This is a genomic window from Coprococcus sp. AF19-8AC, from assembly GCF_003603115.1.
Taxonomy (GTDB): Bacteria; Bacillota; Clostridia; order Lachnospirales; family Lachnospiraceae; genus Coprococcus; species Coprococcus aceti.
Genome location: NZ_QTMI01000001.1, coordinates 684,683 through 707,736, shown reverse-complemented (window position 1 = coordinate 707,736; position 23,054 = coordinate 684,683). Strand labels below are relative to the sequence as shown.

The following is a 23,054-nucleotide window of genomic DNA, read 5'->3' as shown; positions in this document are numbered from 1 at the left end:
CTTATCTCCTCGTACTCAGGCCTGATCCAGACCTTCATCAGTTATTTTTCCATCGCCGTCTGCGGCTGCTGTTGCAAGCATGTCACATCTCTCATTTCCAGGGTTGCCGGCATGACCCTTGACCCACAGGAATTCCACGTTGTGTGGTGCTTTTGCTGCAAGCAGACGTTCCCACAAATCCCGGTTTTTGACCGGTTCATTCTTGCCGCGCTTCCAGCCTTTTTTGATCCAGCCCTCTATCCAGTGCTGGTTAAATGCGTTGCACAGATACTGTGAATCTGAATACAATTTCACATTACATGGCTTTATAAGAGCCTCAAGCCCGACTATCGCCGCCATAAGCTCCATTCTATTGTTTGTTGTCTTTATATATCCCTGGCTGTATTCTCTCTCATGAAGCTGTCCCTTTGCATCGATAAACTGAAGAACAGCGCCATATCCACCAGGTCCATTTGGATTGCCTCTGGCAGATCCATCAGTGTACAATATTACATCCATATATGATCTCCATAATTATATTTTCTGTATAAATGAGTCTATGATACGAACAAGTCTTCCTGACGCTTCATCGCCCGCCGCAATGATCTCCTCGTGCGAAAGCTCTCCGCCGAGGCCTGCAGCTTTGTTGCATATTGAGGAAAGACCTGCGACACGCATTCCCATATGTCTTGCAGCTATGGCTTCACATACAGTGCTCATTCCAACTGCATCTGCCCCCATTACCGCAAACATTCTTATCTCTGCAGGAGTCTCATACTGAGGACCGGTGACCTGAATATATACACCCGACCTGAAATCAATATCATTTTCAGCAAATGCTTCTCTGATATAGCTATTCAGCTCCACATCGTAGACATGTGTCATATCGGGAAATCTCACACCCAATTTATTGTAGTAACTGCAAATGAGTGGCGATGGTACAAATGTTGAAATATGATCACTTATCATCATGATATCGCCCGGCTCAAGCTTCTCAGATATTCCGCCTGCAGCATTTGTGAGCAGAAGTTTATCTACACCAAGCAGCCCTATGACACGGACAGGCATGACAACCTGGCTCATATCGTATCCTTCATAATAATGGACCCGTCCCTGCATGATAAGGACCTTTTTCCCGTGGATACATCCGTATACGAAGCGGCCTCTGTGTCCTGCTACTGTAGATACAGGAAAATGTGGAATATCTCCGTAATCCACATACACAGGGTTCTCAATAACGTCCGCCATATGTCCCAGACCACTGCCCAGGATAAAGGCTATATCAGGAACATCTCCTATCGCATGTCTCAAATACGAGGCAGCCTCCGTCAACTGATCGTATGTTACCAAATCATCACCCCCATAATACAAAACAAGGTCAGGATATTATTCCTGACCAGGATCTATATAAATTATAACGGAGACGGAGGGATTTGAACCCTCGCGCCGGTTGCCCGACCTACCGCATTTCGAGTGCGGACCCTTCAACCTCTTGGGTACGTCTCCAATTACACTTTAATAATAGCAGATGACAGGCATTCCGTCATATACTATATTAAACAACTGTTCTGCCGCGGATACAGGAAGATTTACACATCCATGGGATCCGCTGTTCTTGTATATATCACCGCCGAATGAACTTCTCCACGATGCATCATGGAATCCGATTCCCAGCTCGCCTATGAATGGCATCCAGTATGTTACAGGAGTCTCATAGTCATCGCCGATAAGCACAGCAGGTGTCTTCTTATACAGGATCGTATATACACCTTCAGGTGTTCTGTATTTGCCATTGTTTGCAAGGCTTCCGGTTACGCAGTCGGAATCCCACACAAGATTGCCGTCTACATATGCATATACATGCTGCTGGCCAAAATCACATTCGATATATGAATCACCGATATCATCGCCGCCATCGTGATAAACTGCAGCGTAGCAGTCAAACGGCGGTGTATGTGTTGTGGACTCTCCGGCTTCAAGAAGCTTCATGAGCTCTTCTGTCTCACCGTCCACATCGATCATCCAGCCATACCAGGTATTCGCCAGAGTGATGACATCACCATTATGAGTTCTGAAATTCCTCGGCACACCGTATGTATCGTATCTGCTTGCGATATTCTCGACATACTCATGCACCTTGTCTTCTGAGAATTTCCATTTTCCTTTTACGTTGCTGATCCAGTCGCCATATTCCTTGCTGGTAAGCTTCCATGACACCTGATCTATCTCATATGTAATGGTCATCTCAAGGATCTTTGCAAGTTCCTTCTGCTCATTTACTATCTCTTCACTGTCGGCTGTGAGCTCAGGACTCTCGTATGCGTCACTTTCCGATACATCAAGCACGGATTCACCTTTAACAATCGCCTCATCTATTATACAGCATAATCTGTCAAAATCAAGATAATTTCCTTCAGATTCAGGAATAATTGTTGATTCTCCATCCTTGATCGTAACATAGGCATCTTCCGGTTTCTCCATCTTGGACTCGTCAAGACTGTCATAGCTCTTCAAAAGCTTCTCGAGAGCATCCTTGTCATACGACGCTGAATAGTAAAGGTCATAATCTTTTCTCTTTAGCATGTAATAAGGCCAGATAAAACCATTCTGTTCGCTTATGATCTTCTTGGCTGTTATATTCGGCTTTATATCAAGCGATATATCTTCTGGTTTTATGACATGTTCCTCACCGCCCCTGAGCTTGAGTGCGAGGGAATAATCCTGTATGTAACTCTCTATGTATGCATCGACATCATCAAGTGAGTAAAACGAATAGTCTATATCATTGATGTATGTCTTGTAGTTGTAATGGAACATGAACCATATCGATATAACTATATATGTACATACGACCACCGCTCCACATATAGCCGCTGTGATCTTCAAAGCTCTGTGAGTCTTTTTTGCAGGCTTGTCATCCGGTTCGTCCGCTTCATCAGAAGCTTCATTATCTGGGAATATCGGTATTCCTGCTCCATCGGGAATGGCTGCATCCGATGCCGCAGTCTCCGGTTCGGCCTCTGTCCCTCCGAATATTGTCTCTTCAGCAACTGTCTCTTCAGTGGCATCAGTGTTCACATTATCTTTATCTATATTGTTATCATCTGTGTTATTGTTCATAAAATCACGCTCTTCCCCTTCGCACATAATTCCATGCGAACTTATGTCCAACATACATAATATTATATGCTATATTGCTATAATTCAACTCTTAATTATGTTTAAATATAATAGGCTAACGCACTGTTATCTGGACAAATTGATGGTCACCAGATCCGGTTCGTTATTAACTCTGATTCGGATAGTGTGAAGTCCGAGTCCTGCACTGACTATCATATTATGTCCATCGCAGGAATATAACCCCTTATAGTATTTCGGAAACAGTCTGATCATAGGCGATATCACGCCTCCGAGAAATGGCAGGATCACAAGTCCGCCATGTACATGGCCGGATACAGTAAGATCAGCGCCCCATCTGGAATATTCTTCAAAATAATCGGGATCATGTCCTATAAGTATATTGTAATCGGATCTGCTTATCGGTGGAAGTTCATTCAGCAGATACTCTTCATCCATATCGAGCTTTTTGAATCTTCTGTAATATTCCGTCTTCATGTCAAGTCCGTATATCGTGACATTGTATTCATCAAGATGAACACTTTCATTTATAAGCCAGGTGATGTTATCTTTTGTTCCTTCATATAACCTGTTCCACATATCACCATATTTTTCATATATGGATGCGCGCATCTCATGATTTCCTTTTCCCATATACACAGGAAAACGCTTGCCAAGTTCATTCAGGAAATGTATACCTATATCTACTGTAAGTCCCGGCTTCCCGACTATTATATCCCCCGCCACCAGTATGAAATCCGGATTGATCTTTTCTATACAGCTTATAAGCTTCTCGTTGTCCTTTCCAAATTCCGCATTGTGGAGATCTGATATCATGACTATCCGGGCTTTTTTTCTTATTCTCCTGTCATGCAGTTGATAATTTGAAAACGAGATTCTTCTGTTTTCGCGGTAACTCTCTATCAAAACATTAACAAGCGTTATAATGCATAGTACGATAACTACAACTAAAAAAATCTTCATGTATTTAACCTCAATATGTAAATTGTAACTTGAGCACTTTAACGAAAGCGTACTTCATACTCATGGAATCAACCTTCTCCGCCGCATATATCGGCACTGAACCGATGCACCTCTCGCCAATATAATAGCTCATCTTTCCAAGCTCTTCACCACTGTCAACCGGGGCAGTCAGAGGATCTCTCATCTCCAGTTTCTTCTTCACATCCTCCGCGTGTTCTCCCGCAAGCAGGATCCCGGTGAATTGTGAGTCGGTCTTAATTGTAACACAACTTTCGGTGCCATTGTCTATGGAAATCTCTTTTTCCTGAAGAATATTCAGATCTGTATATTTCTGGCACATCGAATATCCATAATCAAGCAGCCTGCAGGCGTCTTTGTTTCTGATATCCTTTGTATCAGCTCCCATGATGACAGCAATAAGCTGTATGCCGTCCCTCTCAGCAGTCGCCGACATGCAATATTTTGCGGTATTTGTGAAACCTGTCTTAAGGCCGGTTGCTCCTGTATACATATTCAAAAATTTATTTGTGTTGACGAGATCAAACTGACTCTCGCCCCTTCGTGTTTTATGTATGATCGAATCCATCCATATGCCTGAATAATCAAAGATGGCAGGATATTTTGTTATGAGTTCTCTGGACATTATGGAGATATCCCTTGCTGACATTTTATGTCCATCCGCATCCAGGCCACACGCATTTTTGAAACTTGCATTTGTCATCCCCAGCTCAGCAGCCCTCTCATTCATCTTTTTCACAAACGCTTCTTCGCTTCCGGCAACCTTTTCCGCCATGGCAACAGCCGCATCGTTTCCGGATGCAATTATAATACACTTTATCATATCTTCAACAGTCTGTTCTTCTCCTGCCTCAAAGAAGCATTGCGATCCGCCCATGGACGCAGCATGTTCACTCACAGTTACAATATCATCAAGAGTCATTTGTCCGGCCTCTATCGCCTCAAAAGCCAGAAGAAGCGTCATAACCTTTGTAACCGAAGCCGGAGCCATGGCTTCATCACAGTTTTTCTCAAATAACACCTGACCTGTGGATGCCTCAACGAGTATACAGCTTGGAGATTCCACCTCCAGAACTTCTGTCTGGTCTGCCGCCTGAGTCTCTGTCTGTTCCTCTGCATATACCATAAGATTCGTACTCACTGTGTTTGCAAATATGATAAAGATGAGTACCGTTATAACAGATAATCTTCTGATATTTTTCTTCCTGCCCATCTTTTTTCTATCCGGAAAATGCAGCATACAACTCCTCTTTCAGTTTCTGTTTATATATTATATTATGCATTTATCCGGCAATATGACTTTTTATCCCACCAATATAGTATTATTTTCTTTATTTTGTAAAGTTTTTCTGATATAATCAATGGCTAGAAAAAAGGAGGACATGTTTCATGAGTATGAAATTAGTTAAACGAGTACCAACTGGCGATGAGATCAAGGAACTATACCCTCTTTCAAGCGAGTTGAAAGCCATCAAAGCCAGAAGAGATGAAGAGATCAGAAAAATTTTCGTAGGCGATGATGACCGATTTATATTTATCATCGGACCTTGTTCAGCAGATAATGAGGATGCTGTTTGCGATTATCAGAATCGTCTTGCAAAGGTTGCAGATGAAGTTAAGGATAAGATACTGGTCATTCCACGTATATATACTAACAAGCCAAGAACTACTGGTGATGGTTACAAAGGAATGCTCCATCAGCCTGATCCTACAAAGGCATCAGACATGCTCGAGGGCCTTTACGCCATCAGAAAAATGCATATAAGAGCTATCAGGGAGACAGGACTCACCGCTGCTGATGAGATGCTTTATTCAGAAAACTGGCAGTATGTAGATGATATCCTCTCTTACGTTGCCATAGGCGCACGTTCTGTTGAGGATCAGCAGCACAGACTTACCGCAAGTGGAATGGATGTTCCTGTAGGTATGAAGAATCCTACAAGTGGTGACTACAACGTTATGATGAATTCCTGTATAGCAGGACAGCATCACCACACATTCCTCTATTCTGGATGGGAGGCACATACAGACGGAAATCCTTTGACACATTGTATATTGAGAGGTGCACTGAATAAGCATGGACAGTCTATATCCAATTATCACTATGAGGATCTCAGGCTCCTTGCTGACACATACAAGAAGTTCAACCTCGTAAATCATGCATGTATAGTTGATGCCAACCACAATAATTCTGGCAAGAAATTTATTGAACAGCCAAGAATTGTCAAAGAGATAATCCACAGCAGGAATTACGATTCTGAGATCAAGAATCTTGTAAAGGGTGTTATGGTTGAGAGTTATATTGAGGATGGCAACCAGCCAGTAGATGGTGGATGCTATGGTAAGTCTATCACAGATCCTTGTCTTGGATGGGATAAGACAGAGAGACTTCTCAAAGAAGTTGCTGATCTTCTGTAAAAAATACATTTTAAGCCTGCGCGCTTATACAATTACACGTGCTGTGCTTATACAACAAAAAAAAACCGGCGGATCTATCATGATACCACCGGTTTTCTTTATTTATCTGTCAGGCCGAAGCCTCGCAGAGTTTGACGAGGATGCATCTTCCCAAAGACACATCTCCCATCATCTTATATTTACTTGTAGTATACGCATACATCGGATCGACAACTCTTCTCAAAAGTCTCGAAAGAACTGGAACTGTAAATACATATTTAACCTTATACTCCCTGTCCGAATCCTCTGTTAATCTGGCAGCATGATCCCTTATATCTATGTAGAACACCCCACTATCATTGCCGATAACATTGAACTGAAGACAACAATCACCAATATCCGCCAATTCCAAAGAACTGAGAACGCCGTCAATACACTCCACGCATTCTTTATACGTCATATAAACACCCAATCTTATAAGAACTCGAAATCTGCATCCTCATCGCCATCGCCGATAAGTACCTGATTACGCTTAACGCCCTCTTCAACTTCTCCGATGATAAGCTCTTCTTCCTCTTCCTCCTGAGCAGCCTGAGCACTCTTACCTGTGAATGCTGCCGGCTTTGGCTCTGCCTCTGGAGCAGCCTTTGGTGTCATCTTGAGCTTCTGAGGTGCATCTCCGCCCTGCGACTTCATCTTAAGCTTTGTTATAGGATCCGCCTCAACTGCAGCTTCAACCTTATCTGCAGCCTCAGCAACCTTTGCACTTGATCCGCTCTTGAGTGTCTCCATCTCTTCCTTGAGCTTGGCAAGCTCAGCCTTTGCATTTGCGATAACCTCGTTAGCCTTCTTCTTAGCGTCGTTTATTATCTTGTTAGCCTCAGCATTTGCTGCGTTGGCTTCCTTCTTGGAACCAGGAGCAGCCTGCTCGAGCTGCTTCTCAAGCTCATAAATCTTTACGCTGTTCTCCATAAGGTTCTTCTTTGACACTTCGTTCTCTGACTCAAGAGCTGCATACTTTGTCTCAAGTTCTGCATAATCTTCTGCAACTGAGCGCAGGAAGCTGTTAACCTCATCCTTATTATATCCAAAAAGTCCTTTTTTAAAGGTTTTAGATTCAATCTGATCCTTTGTCATTGTATAGTTCTCCTTTTCAGTATTAGTTCTCTCTATAATATTATCCTTTGCATATAGAAACTCCACTTGTAATTATATTAACAAATATTCATTTTTTCAACAATATTGTTGGATTTTATAAAATTTTCCCAATATATTACAATTTTTTCGGCAAATCATGGATATATTACAATTCATTACTGTCAAGTAATATGGTAAATGGCCCATCATTGGACAGATCTACTTTCATATCTGCGCCAAATTCTCCATGTTCAACCACAGGCACAAACTCACGGCATCTTTCAATTATATACTCATACATATCATTGGCCATATCAGGCGCTCCTGCCCCCGTAAATGATGGTCTGTTTCCCTTCCGGCAGTCTGCGCACAGAGTGAACTGAGATACGATCAGGAGTTGGCCGTTTACACTGTTTATGTCAAGATTTGTCTTGCCATTTTCGTCGGCAAATATCCTCATCTTCACAAGCTTGTTTATCATCTTGTCAGCAATCTCTTTGGTATCCGAATCGTATACTCCGACAAAAACCAGAAAACCTTTCTGTATGCTGCCGATCACTTTGCCATCTACCTCGACTGATGCGTGATTGACACGCTGTATTACAAATTTCATTTTATTTTACGGATCCTTTCATAATCTTTTTACAGACTATTTTACCAGCAATATCATTTTGACCGCTATTTGCCGGTTGTTCTATCTGTCCGACATGCTTATCGCTTCAACTGCAACACTGCCGCCTCTTACAACTTCTATCCTGTTAGGGAAACTCTCCTTGAACAGTTTTATGGCATTGTCGTTCTTTGCATCCGTCTGAACGCACTCAACAAGAACAGATTTCTTATTATAATCTGTTATCTTATAGCCAAATGCATTTGCAATTCGGAATACCTCGTCCTTATCTTCATTTGAGCAGCTGTTGACCTTGATAAATAAAATCTCGTTGTTGTGAATGGCTATATCAGTGTAGTCAACTACCTTGATAACCTCAACACTTCTATTGAGCTGCTTTTTCACCTGCTCAAATGTCCTGTCATCACTGGTGAAACCGATGGTCATTCTGGATATTGTCTCATCCTCGGTTACTCCAACGGTTATAGTATCTATATTGTATGATTTGCTTGAAAACAAACCTGAAATTCTTGCAAGTACACCTACCTCATTCTCTACGAACAGGCATATCCATCTCTTCTTTACGCTCATTCTATATACCCCTTTCATCTGGATAATATACAAATATATATATGTACCATTCTATTACCAATATAAAATCAATTTATCAATATCAGCAGTCAAGTATCATGTCATTCAGTGACTTTCCACCCGGAACCATAGGAAATACGTTGGCCGTAGGATCGATGAAGAATTCTATAACTGTAGGTCCGTTTGTATTTGCCCTGGCAGCCTCAAATGCCGGCCTGATTTCCTCAGGCTTTGTAACTCTGATGCCCTTTGCATCATAGCTCTCTGCCAGTTTTACAAAGTCAGGAGAATACTTTGGACAGCATTTATCCGGATTCTGACAGTCTCTGTTACATCTTCTTCTGTATCTGAGACATGTACTGCTGTATCTCTTATTGAAGAACAGCTCCTGCCACTGGCGTACATTGCCGAGATAGCCGTTGTTCAGTATACAGAGGGTAACAGGAAGCTCAAGCGCAACAGCTGTAGCCATCTCCTGAATGTTCATCTGGACTCCGCCGTCTCCGGATATACAGATAACATCTTTATCCATGTTGCCAAGCTTTGCGCCTATGGCAGCAGGAAATCCATAACCCATGGTTCCAAGGCCTCCAGAAGTTAAGAGCTGTTTGTTCTCGTCTATATCAATGTACTGCGTTGTCCAGAGCTGATTCTGTCCAACATCAGTTGTAACGATGAGATTGCTGTACATATCGTTTATGGTTCTGATGATAGCCTCAGGGGTCACACCATCATATCTGTTCATGTTGATAGGATACTCAGCCTTGACATTCATAATGTCATCCACCCAGCCTTTGATATCAAGAGGTTCTGCATATTCAAGCATCTTGGATATGGCAACCTTGGCATCAGCAACAATAGGTATATCTACCTTTATATTTCTTGATATGGACGCTGCATCTATATCAACATGTATGATCTTGGCATTCTTGGCAAATGTATCTATAGTACCTGTTATTCGGTCATTGAATCTACATCCGATGGAGAAAAGAACATCGCTCTCCATGATAGCCTTGTTGGATGCCATGTTACCATGCATACCGATGTTACCGACATAGAGTGGATGGTCAGTAGGTATAGCACCCTTACCCATAATTGTAGTAACTACAGGTATACCGGTCTTCTCTGCAAGCTCCTGCATTTCTTTTCTCGCATGTGCGATATTGACTCCGCCGCCGCAGAGGAACACAGGCTTCTTTGCATTCTTAAGCTCCGCAAGGGCTCGCTTGATCTGTCCAACATGTACACCCTCTGAAGGCTTGTAACCTCTGATATTTACTTCTGTAGGATACTCGTCACTTCCCATGGCAAGCTGTATATCCTTAGGAATATCAACAACTACAGGACCTGGCTTTCCGGTTCTTGCTATGTAAAAAGCATTTTTAATGATCCTTGCAAGATCTTCTCTCTTTCTTACTGTGACTGCATACTTACATATGCTTCTTGTGATTCCAACTATATCAACCTCCTGAAAAGCATCATTTCCAATAAGATTCATTGGAACCTGTCCTGTAAAACATACCAGTGGCACGCTGTCGTAGTTGGCTGTGGCAATTCCCGTTACAAGGTTTGTCGCACCCGGACCACTTGTTACCAGACACACTCCAACTCTTCCTGTTGAACGTGCATATCCATCTGCTGCGTGGACAAGCGCCTGCTCGTGTCTTGGAAGTATCATATCGATACCTTCTGCATCATACAACGCATCAAACAGGTCTATCGCCGTTCCACCAGGGTATGCGAACAGAGTGTCTACCCCCTCTTCCTGCAACGCTTTTACAAACATCTTTGCTCCATTGATCTCCATATCTTATACCTCCTGTAAAGTTCATGATAATCTAAACTTACGCCTCGGGATGTATATATGCATCCCATGCATAGAAAAAGCCCTAAGCGCAACTGTTTTACGCTTAGGGCGAATATGCTCATATCCGTGGTACCACCTAAATTCAGACAAATGTCTGCACTCATCAGATACTATAATAAATTATCACTGTAATCATTATTAATATCTTATTCCTGTAACGGGGAAAACCGTTGAAACCTACTCGACAACAGCCGACAAATATGTATGCTGCAATCTTTCAATCCACTGCTCGAAGGCTACCTTCCACACATTCCTGATGAAGACTCTCACCATCGTCTTCTCTCTGTTGATCGGGGGGATGCATGTACTCCTCCTCGTCATAGCATTTGACTATTTCCCGGTCGTTTTACGACCCTTAGATGTGATTATTTTATCATTAACATGAAGATGTGTCAACGATTCTTTTACTTGCCCGCCAGCAGTTCAAACCAGAACACATCATAACCTGCCGCAGCGGCAACTCTCTGGGAGGCTATATGGGACATGCCAGTTCCATAATATGGAATTTTGCCACATCTGAGTATATCCTTGGTCAGTTCAGATACCAACGATGTACCCACATGCCTTCCCTCAGCATCTTGAACAACATTTATACCAATCTGCCAGAAGTCGTCACTGTCAGCGCTTGCGCCAGCCATACCAATAATCTCACCATCTGATACAGCAGCCACAGCCAGCACATCAGGTGTGTTATCATCAAAACAGAAAGCTTCATCCCATCTGTCATCTCCTTTGAATTGCAGGATTTCATCCCCAGTATACCTGACAAGGTTAAAATCTTCTTTTATCATCGAATCAACGGTTTTATCTGTATTATCTTTTCTCGCTGCCTGTTCGCTCAGTTTCGTCGGAAGGTAAAATGGGTGGGCAGATTTCAATTTGCATCCGTATCTGGAAAGAATATTGTCGAGTTCACGAAAATTCTCTATATCCATGAACCATTTTCCAGATGCATTCTCATAGCGTTTTCTGCATTCATCTACAATCTCTCTACGACCGGTAAATAACAGCTTGCCATTTACCACAGCTATTTTGAGCGGGCACTTTTCCTGTCCTTTGAACTGCCTCTGCCCTGCTATCTGTCTGTATTCAGAGAATATATTGTCACTGGAATATATATCGGCCGCATCACAGCAATAATCCCTGGCCAGCTGATCATACAGTGCATTCTTCATCTTTCCAGACAGCCAATGTTTTCTCGTCAGAATATTCGTATGTCCTATCCGGACTTCATTCAAAAGAGGCACATCCACTTCATCACAGGTATGATGAAACACAAATCCGAGCTTTTCCTGTACTATGCGTGACTTGGAATTGCCATCGTAGTAACCGCACCATATCGTTCTCATGCCCAAATCAAGGAATCCATGTTCTATAAGCCTCCCAGCCGCCTCCGGTGCGTATTCGTTGCACCAGTGAGGCTTTCCTATCCAGTATCCAAGTTCACATTCGTCATCGCGGTCTGTCATATCTGTCCTTCCATTTAACAGTAATTCGATGGCACCGACAACCAGACCGCTGTCCTTCAGACACACAGCATAACACTCCGGCCCATTAAATACATTCCGTATCACATCAAGGCTGTACTCCCTGCTCTCATGCACAGGCCAGCCAGCTATAGGTCCCACATCAGGGTCACTTGCATATTCAAATAATATATCTGCGTCACTCTCCTGCCAGTGACGTAATATCAATCTCTTAGTTTCTAAAATCAAATCATATATCCCCTTTCATATAAGACTTTCTTTCCCCCAGTCTGTGCTTTCCCAGTTCTTCACTATCCTCAGATATTTACCGAGATTGATAAATGATCTAACGATCTCGTCCACTATGACTGCAAGAAAGACGCCTGCTATTCCAAGCTTAAGGACAAACACAAACAAAAGCGCCACAGAAACCACCCACACCGTGCCAAACAGCTGTGTTATGAGCATCCATATCGTGTTGCCACTGCCCCTGATCGCATTGCCAACAACTATGTTTGCTGATTTTGCGAACAGATTGATACTGATAAAGATCAGATATATCCCACACGATGCAATTATACTCTTGTCGTTGGTGAAAAGTGATATGATCTGCTGCGGAAACGCAAAACAGACACCGAGTGTAATGATTCCAACTACTATGCACAAGCCATACGCACAGACACATACTCCCTTGTATTTACCCAGATCATTGTTTCCTTTTGCCTCACCGGTTAGTGTCATTGTACCATTTCCTATCGCTCCAATGATGACAACCGCCAGGACTTCAACACTGAATATGATGGAATAAATTCCGGCAGCCATCTCATTTATGGCGTTGAGAATCCTTATAAGCAACAGATTGCCGAGGTTCCACGCAAAATCCTCAAGAGCTGTGTTCACTCCCAGCTTTGCCGACAAAAGATACGGCTTTATATGTGCCTTTACTACCCATTTCATTGATGGTTTAGTGTTAAGCTTCTTGCTTGATACCACGAATATCACTGCAAATATAAGTCCAGAGTACTCCGCTATTGTCGTCGCTATGGCTGCACCCTTTATCCCCATGGCTGGAAACCCAAATCTTCCAAATATCATAACCCAGTCAAGGAGTATATTCACACCAGATCTTAATATTCCATATACGACAAGTGGTTTGGTATAGTTTGATGTCTGGAGTATGACGCTGAATGCACCGCCCAGTCCTGTTATAAGAAATACGGGCGCATAATACCTGGAATAATCAAGACACATCGGCATCAGGCCGTCTGACACACCCATGAGTCTGAATACAAATTCAGCGCAGAATGTCCAGAAGAAAAATAACAGTATCGGTATGATATTATTGTATTTCACCATGGCACCGGAGTATTCCTCTATGTGTTCGGTATCTCCTGCACCAACGCTCTGGCTTATCAGTATAGACGCTCCTGTCACGATGGAGAAACAAAACGACATGGTGGTCCACATCGGTGAAGTCACATTGCCAAGTGCACTCATGTACATGCTGTTTACATGTCCTAAGAATATTCTGTCTATAAGCATCTGGAGCTGAGATATCAGATTGCTAAGCATGATCGGAACCGCAATATTTAACAGTCCCGGAAGGTATTTTTTATTAGTCTGTATTATTGTATTTTTCACGATAGATTTCCTCTTTCTGTATTGTTTCTTATGGATATGTATTTCTATAAACTCCAAGCTCTATTGTCGCAATAATCATAACATGACAGCATATTCAATTATATCAACGCATGCTTTATTCTGCATTACACCTGTGGTGTGATATAACAAAATAAAGTGCATGAAAAACCGATTCATGCACTTTGCTTTAAATACATTTATCTACAAATTATCAGTCCAGATCAAGCCAATATGCTATATGTTCAGCAAGATCATCCTCGTCCATCTCAGGATGTTCTGCTATGTAATCTTTTATCTCATATATTTGCTGTTCTTTGATTCCCAGTATTTTAGCAGCAATCTCGGCATCTTTTACATCTAGCTTCTTTACCTGATCAATCAGATGCATATATTTGCCCAACAGCTTATTTTCGTTATCTCTCATCAACAATGTCATAAATTCGCGCCTCCATTTCTTATTGCTTTTAACATTATTAACCTCTTCATCAAGCAATTTTGTTAGAGTGCTTGATGGTTTATCTCCACCAATATAGTGGAGAAGCTCTTTTACTTCATCGCTCACATCATCCATAGTGCCTTTTGTATTAAGTATAATTTTTACAGTATCATCATTAAGCTTAAGTGCAGGTTCCTGAATGCACGTATTCTCAAAAGTATAGATATGACGACCCATGCCAAATTCATCATAATCACATATAAATATTACATAACTCTTCTTTAACTTGTTATAATCTTCGCCCTTGTCGATGATATTGATATCTATTATACCTTGATAATATCTCATCCTTTTAGGAAGATTTTTCTTATTTGTTGTCTGCATCTCAATGTTGTATATTGTGTCGAATTCATCTTCAATATACACATCAAGTCGAACACTTTTTGAGCCTACGCCTTTGCTTATCGTCTTTTCAAGCTCTGGATATTTTATCTCCCGTATTTTTATGTTTAAAATGCATTCCAGCAGTGCTTTACACAATTTCGGATTCTGCATTACAGCGCCAAAAATAAAATTGTCCGTTATAGTCTTATCTTTAAATATCGTCATTTTATATGTCCTCCTGTATGTGCCTCTCCAAGCGCAATGTCAGTCCTTCATATAAAAATCTTGTTTAGATTATAACTTTTATTTAATCATACTACAACCGCATATCATCTAAAAGTTCTATAAAATCAACTCCCCAATATAATATATAGATACCACAAAAAGAGGTAAATATATGTGTTCCATCGCAGGATTCTATAACTCCAGCAGGGATTTCAATACCGAACATGAACGATACTCATACATATTGAACGACATGAATAATGCGCTTGCTCACAGAGGTCCGGATGCACAGAATACAGTGCTGTCATCCCACTGTGGGCTTGCTCACACCAGACTGTCCATACGTGACGTGGCAAGAGGCGAACAACCCATGAAAAAGACAATCGGAGAAAATGCTGTATACATAGTGTACAACGGTGAGATCTACAACACAAAGGAACTGAAATCGGAGCTGCTAGCCCTTGGATATACATTTGACACAACATCGGATACAGAGGTTATACTCAACTGCTTTCTGCATTATGGCCCGGACTTTGTACATAGATTGAACGGTATATTTGCATTTGCAATATATGATGAGCATATCCAGACAATATATCTGTACAGAGACCACTTCGGTGTCAAGCCACTGTATTACTCAGTGACAGACGACAGGACTCTGGTATTTGCATCGGAGATAAAAGGGATACTATGCTATCCGGGCATACGACCTGTCATAGATGCAAATGGACTGTGTGAAGTGTTTGGAATCGGTCCGTCCAAAACTCCCGGCTGTGGTGTGTTCAAGAACATAGATGAAGTGAAACCGGGACATTTTATGAAATTCTCAGCATACGGCATGACAGATTTCACATATTACCGTATCACAAGCACACCACACACGGACAGCTACGAAGACACGGTGGAAAAAGTTCGATATCTTGTTAAGGACAGTATAGAAAAACAGATCGTATCAGATGTACCTATTTGTACTTTTCTCTCAGGCGGGATCGACTCGTCAATAGTCAGCAGCGTATGCGCTGCAAAACTCAGGGAGCAGGGAAAAAAGCTGCACACTTTTTCATTTGATTTCAAAGATAATTCCAAATATTTCAAGTCAAATGCATTCCAGCCGGAGCAGGATCGTCCATATGTCGACATGATGGTCTCGCATATAGATTCAGACCACACATATCTCACCTGCAATTACAGTGATCTTGCAGACTATCTGTATACTTCCGTGGAATCAAGGGATATGCCGACCATGGCGGATGTGGATTCTTCCCTTCTCTACTTCTGCTCACTTGTGGCAAATGAATACAAAGTAGTATTGACCGGAGAATGCGCGGATGAGATATTTGGAGGATACCCATGGTTCTACAGAGAAGAACTGCTTTCATCTGATACATTCCCATGGATGAAGGATCTGTCGCCAAGGCTCTCAGTACTGTCGCCGGACATCAGAGATAGTCTTGATATACCGGGATATGTGTCATCTCTGTACAATTATCTCTTATCCGAGATCAATCTTCTTCCGGGGGAATCCGATACAGAAAAGCGGCGCAGGCAGATATCTTATCTGAATATCAGGATGTTCATGCAGACATTGCTTGACCGAATGGACAGAACAAGCATGGCAAGCGGACTTGAGGCGAGAGTTCCATTTGCAGATCCACGAATACTTGATTATGTGTTCAATGTTCCATGGGAGTACAAATATTCCGAAGGCTGTGAGAAAAAGCTTCTCAGAGAGGCCATGAAGGATTATGTTCCGCACGAGATCATGTACAGAAAGAAAAGCCCTTATCCAAAGTCATATGACCCTCATTATGAGCAGGAGCTTGCAAAGAGGCTTCTCTGCGTGCTAAATGATCCGGAAAGTCCTCTTCTGCCTCTCATCGACAGAGAATATGTGAAAAACTTCATAAACGCGCCAAAGGATTACGGCAGGCCGTGGTTCGGTCAGCTCATGGCAGGACCTCAGATGATGGCATATCTTCTTCAGATTGATCACTGGCTGAGAAAATATGCTATTGTCCTTGACATATAAAAAGACTTCCAGACTTCTGTATACATGCGGCGTATCGAAAATGGCGAATACGCTGCATGTACAAGAGTTCTGAAAGTCTTGTTTTTACAGGCAATTTATATATTTGTTATTTATAGATTGCTTTCGCAGAAGGACTGCCCTTCTTTATCAGTTTCTTGTATGCTGTGGCCTTATTCCTAGGTACTGCAAATGTAATTTTGCTGTATGTTCCACTGAAGGCTTTTGCGCCAACGCTCTTGAGCTTAGCTGACTTTATCGTCATCTTCTTAAGGTTTTTGCATGATAAAAATGCGTTTGCCCCTATGCTTGTCACATTGTTGCCGATAGTGACATTCTTAAGAGCAGTGTATCTGCTGAATGCATTTGCGCTTACAGATGTTATCTTAAACCTTACATCACCTATAACTACAGTGTCTGCGATGGTCAGTGATGCAAATCTTTTATCTGACCTTGAGTACGTTGTTCCGGCAATTGCAACTGTTCCTGTGCCGTCTGCCTTTGCTCCGGTTATTGTGTACCTGAACTTTCCAACTGTATATGTCTTTCCCTTAGCAGCCTTTACTATGGCAAATGTCTTTGTTATCTTTCCTGAATATGCATTCTTACCACATATAGTCACGCTTGCCTTGCCAACCGCTTTGTTCTTGCTGTAGGTTACAGTGTAATCCTTGTTCAGTCTAAGTGTCTTTGCACCAGCCTTGACAACAAGAGACTTCTGGGTATGTACCTTTCCATTATAGATCTTGTTCTCTATTCCGGAAACAGTGATCTTGCTTGTCTTTTTACTTATATCAGTTGTTGCAAGTTTGGCAATACTTCCAATTTTAGTTGCTTTGCACACGGTACATGTGAATGTCTTCACACCTGTCGCCGTGTATGTAGGTTTCCTTGTCACCCTGCCGGAATTCCACTTATGTCCAAGTTCCTTTACATACACACCTGTGCTCATGACATCACCGCAGATTGAACACTCTGTATGTCCAGTACCAGACTTTGTACAGGTCGGAGCCTTCTCTCCTTTTAGTGTATACTTTACTGTCTTCCCCTCTGAACATGCCGCTCTGTAGATGGTTATCTTCAGCTCTGTGCTGTCATAATTTTCCTTGTCATCGCCAACGTATACAGCGGTTGCCTCCACTGATCCGCCTGCCTTTATCGCAGTCGATGTATCCGCATCAAGCCATGTCCAGCCCCCCGGAAGTGCTATACTTCCGACTGTCTTATGTGTATTATCTACACTTAACAGCAGATTCGGCATTGCAGCCTTGCTCACATTTACCGTGATCTCAATTTCTGCTGTGTTGTAATTCACACTGTCAGCCGGCGTAAATACAACGGTATACAGCGTCTTGTCACTGTCAGATACAAACGGCTTTAGAGAATCATCCTTCCATGCAAATGTTCCAAATATCTCAACCTTGTTAATACCGTCAAAATATGCTGTTCCTCCGTATAAAACAGACTTTGCAAGGCTGTCGCCGTATGTTATTGCACTTGCTGTCGGCAGATCAGCTATGTTTACATTGGCCTTTAAGACATTTACCTGAATAGTTCCCCTGATCGAATTGTAGTGTTTCTGGTCATCCGGGGTAAATACTACATCATAGTCTGTTACATCAACCGCAGGAACTGCAGAATCGTCAGCCCAGCTCCATGTTCCGGTTATACTTTCTCCTGAAACCCCGATTACGGCTCCGCCCGAAACGCTTGCTTCATTTAAGGTTTTGTGTGGATCGTAGCTTATCGGATCTGCCACCGGAAGTTCACTTATAACCGGATCAGCTTTAACTATATCGAATTCAGCCTTGCAGTTTATATCGTAATTTCCGTCCGTGGCGTCCGTGATGGTTATTGTTGCTGTTCCAACTTCTGTGTTGTCACTGTAAGATACTTCATATTCGCTTGAAGGAATGACTGTATCACCGTCCATAAGAGCAAACTCAGGCTCTACCTTCTGTCCTGTGTATGTGTACTCAGGCTTAAGTCCGTCAAATGTTGGACTGCTGATCTTCTTTGGCTCGATGGTAAATGTCACGTTCTTTGTTCCTGAGTAAGCACCGATTCCTGTTACAATCGCAGTCGCTGTGCCGGCGTTGATATTGTCGGAATACGTTACATTATAATCTGAGCCTTCTTTTAGCTGTACAGAAAACATATTGTCCCAATTATAATATACCTTTACAGATGGTTTTAACTCACTTCCGGAGTAGATGATGTTTTTATTTTCATCTAACTCTGCATATACTTTATCGTTCAGCAATGCTCCAATTCTAAGCTTATTATCTTCTATACTTGTTGACAGATCAATTATAGAATCATCTGATGATGCGTTGAACCAATCTGACTTTAACGCAATGCCATCACCTGCTACAGCATATGCAGCACCTTGTTGTACACCTATTCCATCCAGAACAATCGGAATAACATTATGAGGCTCTGCATTTATAATTATTTTTTCTCCGTATATTCCATACAAATATATTCCGTCATTGATTTTTATATCACTGTTGTTAAAGTATAATTTTATTGTTTCATCAGCTAGAATTATCTTGTTTATATCTCCACCATTTAGTATCAATTGACCCATAGTATGTATCGTTCCCGAAATTTTTACATTACCAATTGTTACTGTTGAATCTTTTTTTATATCTAAATGACCTTTTACGTCTCCTCCCGTCTTAGAATCAATTATCGTTATTTTTCCGTTTTTTACATCAATATCATCTGTCTTATGTCCATTTATGTCTATAGTAAAATCAGAATCGGGATTGTTTATATCAAGAGCTGTATTTGTATCTTCCATAACGGTGACAACACTGTCCGGCATGTTTTCGGCATAACTTATTGCTTCTGGCAGTGAAACACAGGATATAGTCTCATCACCTTTTGTGACTGTCGCTGCAAGTTTCTCACCGCAGTATCTGCATATGCCACCCTCGAAGTTATGTTTGCCAAATACATCCTTTTTCTCATTGCTGTATGACACCGAGGCAACGTCAGATGAATCGTTACAGCCCATATAAGTTATGCTCTTATATACCTTCGGACCATGTAATACAGGATAGGTGTCTGTTCCGATGGTCTGTCCCCAGATTTCTTCTGACTGACCGTTCTGCAGGAGATATGTAACTTCACCTGTTTTGAATTGCTCTGTCGTTTTACCTTCAACCTTTTCAGTGGTTCCGTCATTCGCGCCTATCGCATTTCCAGTATAAATAGTGCTGTCGTAATAACAGTTTGTAATGCTTGCATTGGATTCATTACGTCCGATCACACCTCCTACATTAACCCCTGTACCACTGACACTACCGGTATTATAACAGTTTGTGATAATTCCTTTATTCCATCCGTTCACGCCTCCTACATATCCACTACCACCAACACTACCGACATTATAGCAGTTTGTGATAGTTCCTCCGTCATTATATCCGCTCACGCCTCCTACATAACGTTCTGTACCACTGACGCTACCGGCATTATAACTATTTGTGATGGTTCCTCCGTCATTATATCCGTTCACACCTCCCACATTACCTTCGCTACCACTGACGCTACCGATATTATAGCAGTCTGTGATGCTTCCGGTATAATTAATTCCGCTCACGCCTCCTACATATTCTAAGCCACTGACGCTGCCGGCATTATAACTGTTTATGATAGTTCCTTTACTATTATATCCGCTCACGCCTCCTACAAAACCGCTACTACCACTGACGTTTCCGGTATTATAACAGTTTGTGATGCTTCCGGTATAATTATATCCACTCACGCCTCCTGCTGTTCCTATACCACTAACGCTGCCGGTATTATAACAGTTTGAGATAGTTCCGGTATAATTATTTCCACACACGCCTCCTACCTTGCTGGTACCATAGAAATAAGAATCCAAAATACCTGCATTGGCAATCTTACCATTGTTACGACCGAACAATCCTACATCATAACTATCCTCTTGATTGAAATACAATCCACTGATGGTGTGGTTTTGTCCGTCAAATATACCGCTATATGTACTATTGGAAGAACCTGTAATAGGTGTCCATTCCTTAAATGTTCCCTCGTTCAAGGTTCCATCCGACTTCAGAACATTTTTATTCACAACAATGTCCGCGGTCAGGACTGCATTCGCTGATACATTCTGCTCTACACCTAAAAGTGTACCATTTACAAGCCCGGCAAACCAGTAAAGCTGACCCGCATTACTGATCTCGTAAACCGCATCCTTTGTCCCGTCCTCATTAGTATCATACTTGTCTGTTGTGAGCACCGCCGGCTGGTACGCGTCGCAATCTGTACAAAATCCCTGCGAATTATAATTGTGTGATTTCGTTTCTTTAGTCACATATCCGATCGGACAGTCTTTGCATGCTACTCCTTTTGTATGTTCTTTGTCATCTTGCCAAATATATGTAATATTACCGTTTGTATTATGTTTGTGTTCAGCTCCATCTATCAGAATTGTGGCTCCATCTTTAACAATAAGCTTGTCCAGATTGGCGATACTTGCACTACTCTCAAATTCTATGCTTTCTCCACTTGCAATCGTTAAATCTTCTTTTAAAGCGGCTTTACCATATACATATGTTTTCGTTACATCATCACCGGTATCAATGTCGTTCCATTGCTTTGTGATGACAGAGTTGCTGAAGTCACAATCACTTAATACAGGTTCTTGACAGGCTAAAGCACGGCTAACCACGATCTGGCTTCCTGATACATTAATTTGTTGATTTGATCTAATTACCTCACCTTCGTATCGTTCTGTTGTTGCTTTCGCTTCAACATAACTGTCTACTATATTAATTTTATCACCACTAATTACGTTTGAATGATCCTCCTCATTTGCTACCACATGGCTATTTTCAATCGTTAAGCTGCCGCTACATTCAATTTGGGAAGTCTCCAGCGTTGCTCCTATAATTTTTATATTATTATTATTTGAGCCTAAGTCATCTGCACTGATTTTTCCACAACTTAGACTTTCATTCTGATTGTTACCATTTATTTCTAATGTAGGCACAATTCCGCTTTCTGTTAAAATACTTTGAATCACCATATCTGATCTCATAGTATTTGTTCCGGATAACATAATCGAAAGATCACCGTTCTGAATCGTAATGTTTCCAGAAATAGACGCATTTTCCAGTACAAGCTGATTCCTCGTGATGTCATAGTACCAATTAGTTCCCTGATATATCGTGTCATCATTACCAGAAACTTCATCATCTTGAAATTCCCCATTATCAATAAGACGTGTTGAGCCCATCAATAAATATTCGGGTATTTTTTCCGTTGTAGTCTCCTCTGCCTTAGCAGTCATCACTCCCCAGTCACTTACACCCATCACCGGCGCAGGCGACGTAAACACCGCGGCAGCAAGCGCAATTATAATTCCCTTCTTAAATATTAATCCCTTTCTCATATCATTCCTCCGCTTCTATTTAACCCTGTTACTTTATCCCTTTTGTTGCATAATCAAGTATCATTTCCTTGATCATTATAAGCTCGTCCGTGTAGTCCTTGTTGTCGTCCGATCCCCATATGAAGCCCTCCGCATAATGAGCGCAGGCCGTCATCATGGAGTGGACGGTGACACGCATGAATTCTGCTTCCGGTATGTCTGTCCGGATAGTTTTGTCCACCCTCGCTTTCTCGTACATCATGTGAAGTCTTGTATCCACCGAATACAGTGAACTGTGAAAATCTACAAGCTGATCATTGTTCTTGCCCTCATGGGTTACATAGTAGTTGAAGTTATCGTTGTACTTCAGCAACGCCTTGTGGTTCTGATACATGTCTATGTAACTGTCCATGGTAAATCTCAGTCTGTCTATGGCTGGTATGTCATGTACAGACGATATAGGTCTTCTCGCGTCCAGACCATCCAGATATCTCTTCCACTGATCAGCACATACTGCTATGACCAGCTCAAGCTTACTTGGATAGTACCTGAACAATGTAGCCCTTCCCACGTCGGCAGCCCTTGCGATATCTCCCATGCTCACCGCCTCTATCTTCTTGTCTACGAACAGCTCAAATGCAACGTCAAGGATCTTTCTATTGCGCTCATCCATTTCCTCTTTTAGTTTTTCCGGATCTCTCATATATTACTTTACACTCCAAAGTTATATTGTGATACTCCATGTCTCACAATAAATATTCTACAGGACTAT

Annotated in this window: 17 protein-coding genes, 1 tRNA gene and 1 other annotated feature; of the genes, 2 read left to right on the top strand and 16 right to left on the bottom strand. The window is 41.9% G+C overall.

All coding sequences use genetic code 11. The features are described 5' to 3' along the window. Positions 1 to 15: 15 nt before the first annotated feature. The 6 genes from rnhA to DWX57_RS03125 form a co-directional block, all read right to left on the bottom strand. Positions 16 to 498: a ribonuclease HI gene (gene rnhA, locus DWX57_RS03150; RefSeq protein ID WP_022216442.1), complete on the bottom strand. Its 483-nt coding sequence runs from the start codon at positions 496 to 498 to the stop codon at positions 16 to 18. Positions 499 to 513: 15 nt separating this feature from the next. Then, complete coding sequence (locus DWX57_RS03145) at positions 514 to 1,329, bottom strand: purine-nucleoside phosphorylase (RefSeq protein WP_243106157.1); 816 nt, start codon at positions 1,327 to 1,329, stop codon at positions 514 to 516. 68 nt (positions 1,330 to 1,397) lie between these two features. Beyond that, positions 1,398 to 1,485, bottom strand: a tRNA-Ser gene (locus DWX57_RS03140). A 9-nt stretch (positions 1,486 to 1,494) separates the two neighbouring features. Further along, positions 1,495 to 3,099: a L,D-transpeptidase family protein gene (locus DWX57_RS03135; RefSeq protein ID WP_165852752.1), complete on the bottom strand. Its 1,605-nt coding sequence runs from the start codon at positions 3,097 to 3,099 to the stop codon at positions 1,495 to 1,497. A 126-nt stretch (positions 3,100 to 3,225) separates the two neighbouring features. Next, positions 3,226 to 4,080, bottom strand: coding sequence for a metallophosphoesterase (locus DWX57_RS03130; protein WP_242992604.1), 855 nt, complete (start codon positions 4,078 to 4,080; stop codon positions 3,226 to 3,228). A gap of 10 nt (positions 4,081 to 4,090) precedes the next feature. Continuing rightward, entirely contained in the window at positions 4,091 to 5,338 is a 1,248-nt protein-coding gene (locus DWX57_RS03125) for a D-alanyl-D-alanine carboxypeptidase family protein (protein WP_120123022.1), read from the bottom strand. A gap of 149 nt (positions 5,339 to 5,487) precedes the next feature. On the opposite strand from DWX57_RS03125, the gene DWX57_RS03120 reads away from it, so the two are divergent. Then, positions 5,488 to 6,516 carry a 3-deoxy-7-phosphoheptulonate synthase gene (locus DWX57_RS03120; protein ID WP_022216437.1) on the top strand — a complete coding sequence of 343 codons (1,029 nt, stop codon included), beginning with the start codon at positions 5,488 to 5,490 and terminating at the stop codon, positions 6,514 to 6,516. 109 nt (positions 6,517 to 6,625) lie between these two features. Here the strand turns inward: DWX57_RS03120 and DWX57_RS03115 are convergent, their stop codons facing one another. From DWX57_RS03115 to DWX57_RS03075, 8 genes are all read right to left on the bottom strand, one after another. Continuing rightward, positions 6,626 to 6,955: an SCP2 sterol-binding domain-containing protein gene (locus tag DWX57_RS03115; RefSeq protein WP_120123021.1), complete on the bottom strand. Its 330-nt coding sequence runs from the start codon at positions 6,953 to 6,955 to the stop codon at positions 6,626 to 6,628. Positions 6,956 to 6,969: 14 nt separating this feature from the next. Continuing rightward, positions 6,970 to 7,632: a DivIVA domain-containing protein gene (locus tag DWX57_RS03110; RefSeq protein ID WP_117548939.1), complete on the bottom strand. Its 663-nt coding sequence runs from the start codon at positions 7,630 to 7,632 to the stop codon at positions 6,970 to 6,972. A 166-nt stretch (positions 7,633 to 7,798) separates the two neighbouring features. Continuing rightward, entirely contained in the window at positions 7,799 to 8,245 is a 447-nt protein-coding gene (dtd, locus tag DWX57_RS03105) for a D-aminoacyl-tRNA deacylase (protein ID WP_120123020.1), read from the bottom strand. An 81-nt stretch (positions 8,246 to 8,326) separates the two neighbouring features. After that, a complete protein-coding gene (gene ilvN, locus DWX57_RS03100) occupies positions 8,327 to 8,833 on the bottom strand; it encodes an acetolactate synthase small subunit (RefSeq protein ID WP_055272955.1) in 507 nt (168 codons plus the stop codon). A gap of 82 nt (positions 8,834 to 8,915) precedes the next feature. Then, positions 8,916 to 10,640, bottom strand: coding sequence for a biosynthetic-type acetolactate synthase large subunit (gene ilvB, locus DWX57_RS03095; RefSeq protein ID WP_022216433.1), 1,725 nt, complete (start codon positions 10,638 to 10,640; stop codon positions 8,916 to 8,918). A 101-nt stretch (positions 10,641 to 10,741) separates the two neighbouring features. Further along, positions 10,742 to 11,030, bottom strand: a binding site (T-box leader). Positions 11,031 to 11,104: 74 nt separating this feature from the next. Beyond that, a complete protein-coding gene (locus DWX57_RS14345; protein WP_243106155.1) occupies positions 11,105 to 12,415 on the bottom strand; it encodes a GNAT family N-acetyltransferase in 1,311 nt (436 codons plus the stop codon). 15 nt (positions 12,416 to 12,430) lie between these two features. Then, positions 12,431 to 13,807: an MATE family efflux transporter gene (locus tag DWX57_RS03080; protein ID WP_120123019.1), complete on the bottom strand. Its 1,377-nt coding sequence runs from the start codon at positions 13,805 to 13,807 to the stop codon at positions 12,431 to 12,433. A gap of 211 nt (positions 13,808 to 14,018) precedes the next feature. Beyond that, on the bottom strand, positions 14,019 to 14,852 hold the full coding sequence (locus tag DWX57_RS03075) for an Rpn family recombination-promoting nuclease/putative transposase (RefSeq protein ID WP_117548936.1): 834 nt from the start codon (positions 14,850 to 14,852) through the stop codon (positions 14,019 to 14,021). Positions 14,853 to 15,024: 172 nt separating this feature from the next. On the opposite strand from DWX57_RS03075, the gene asnB reads away from it, so the two are divergent. Next, a complete protein-coding gene (gene asnB / locus DWX57_RS03070; RefSeq protein ID WP_120123018.1) occupies positions 15,025 to 16,881 on the top strand; it encodes an asparagine synthase (glutamine-hydrolyzing) in 1,857 nt (618 codons plus the stop codon). Positions 16,882 to 16,987: 106 nt separating this feature from the next. Here the strand turns inward: asnB and DWX57_RS03065 are convergent, their stop codons facing one another. Together DWX57_RS03065 and DWX57_RS03060 are read right to left on the bottom strand one after the other, a co-directional pair. Further along, positions 16,988 to 22,303 carry a GLUG motif-containing protein gene (locus tag DWX57_RS03065; RefSeq protein WP_120123017.1) on the bottom strand — a complete coding sequence of 1,772 codons (5,316 nt, stop codon included), beginning with the start codon at positions 22,301 to 22,303 and terminating at the stop codon, positions 16,988 to 16,990. Between the two features lie 28 nt (positions 22,304 to 22,331). Then, positions 22,332 to 22,985 (bottom strand): TetR/AcrR family transcriptional regulator, encoded by a 654-nt coding sequence (locus DWX57_RS03060; RefSeq protein WP_120123016.1) that lies wholly within the window; start codon positions 22,983 to 22,985, stop codon positions 22,332 to 22,334. Positions 22,986 to 23,054: the final 69 nt, after the last annotated feature.

What these genes read in the sequence shown, in the direction of transcription:
- rnhA (WP_022216442.1), bottom strand. Translation starts at nt 498, where the DNA reads ATGGATGTAATATTGTACACTGATGGATCTGCCAGAGGCAATCCAAAT.
- DWX57_RS03135 (WP_165852752.1), bottom strand. Translation starts at nt 3,099, where the DNA reads ATGAACAATAACACAGATGATAACAATATAGATAAAGATAATGTGAAC.
- DWX57_RS03130 (WP_242992604.1), bottom strand. Translation starts at nt 4,080, where the DNA reads ATGAAGATTTTTTTAGTTGTAGTTATCGTACTATGCATTATAACGCTT.
- DWX57_RS03125 (WP_120123022.1), bottom strand. Translation starts at nt 5,338, where the DNA reads ATGCTGCATTTTCCGGATAGAAAAAAGATGGGCAGGAAGAAAAATATC.
- DWX57_RS03120 (WP_022216437.1), top strand. Translation starts at nt 5,488, where the DNA reads ATGAGTATGAAATTAGTTAAACGAGTACCAACTGGCGATGAGATCAAG.
- DWX57_RS03115 (WP_120123021.1), bottom strand. Translation starts at nt 6,955, where the DNA reads ATGACGTATAAAGAATGCGTGGAGTGTATTGACGGCGTTCTCAGTTCT.
- DWX57_RS03110 (WP_117548939.1), bottom strand. Translation starts at nt 7,632, where the DNA reads ATGACAAAGGATCAGATTGAATCTAAAACCTTTAAAAAAGGACTTTTT.
- dtd (WP_120123020.1), bottom strand. Translation starts at nt 8,245, where the DNA reads ATGAAATTTGTAATACAGCGTGTCAATCACGCATCAGTCGAGGTAGAT.
- ilvN (WP_055272955.1), bottom strand. Translation starts at nt 8,833, where the DNA reads ATGAGCGTAAAGAAGAGATGGATATGCCTGTTCGTAGAGAATGAGGTA.
- ilvB (WP_022216433.1), bottom strand. Translation starts at nt 10,640, where the DNA reads ATGGAGATCAATGGAGCAAAGATGTTTGTAAAAGCGTTGCAGGAAGAG.
- DWX57_RS03075 (WP_117548936.1), bottom strand. Translation starts at nt 14,852, where the DNA reads ATGACGATATTTAAAGATAAGACTATAACGGACAATTTTATTTTTGGC.
- asnB (WP_120123018.1), top strand. Translation starts at nt 15,025, where the DNA reads ATGTGTTCCATCGCAGGATTCTATAACTCCAGCAGGGATTTCAATACC.
- DWX57_RS03065 (WP_120123017.1), bottom strand. Translation starts at nt 22,303, where the DNA reads ATGAGAAAGGGATTAATATTTAAGAAGGGAATTATAATTGCGCTTGCT.
- DWX57_RS03060 (WP_120123016.1), bottom strand. Translation starts at nt 22,985, where the DNA reads ATGAGAGATCCGGAAAAACTAAAAGAGGAAATGGATGAGCGCAATAGA.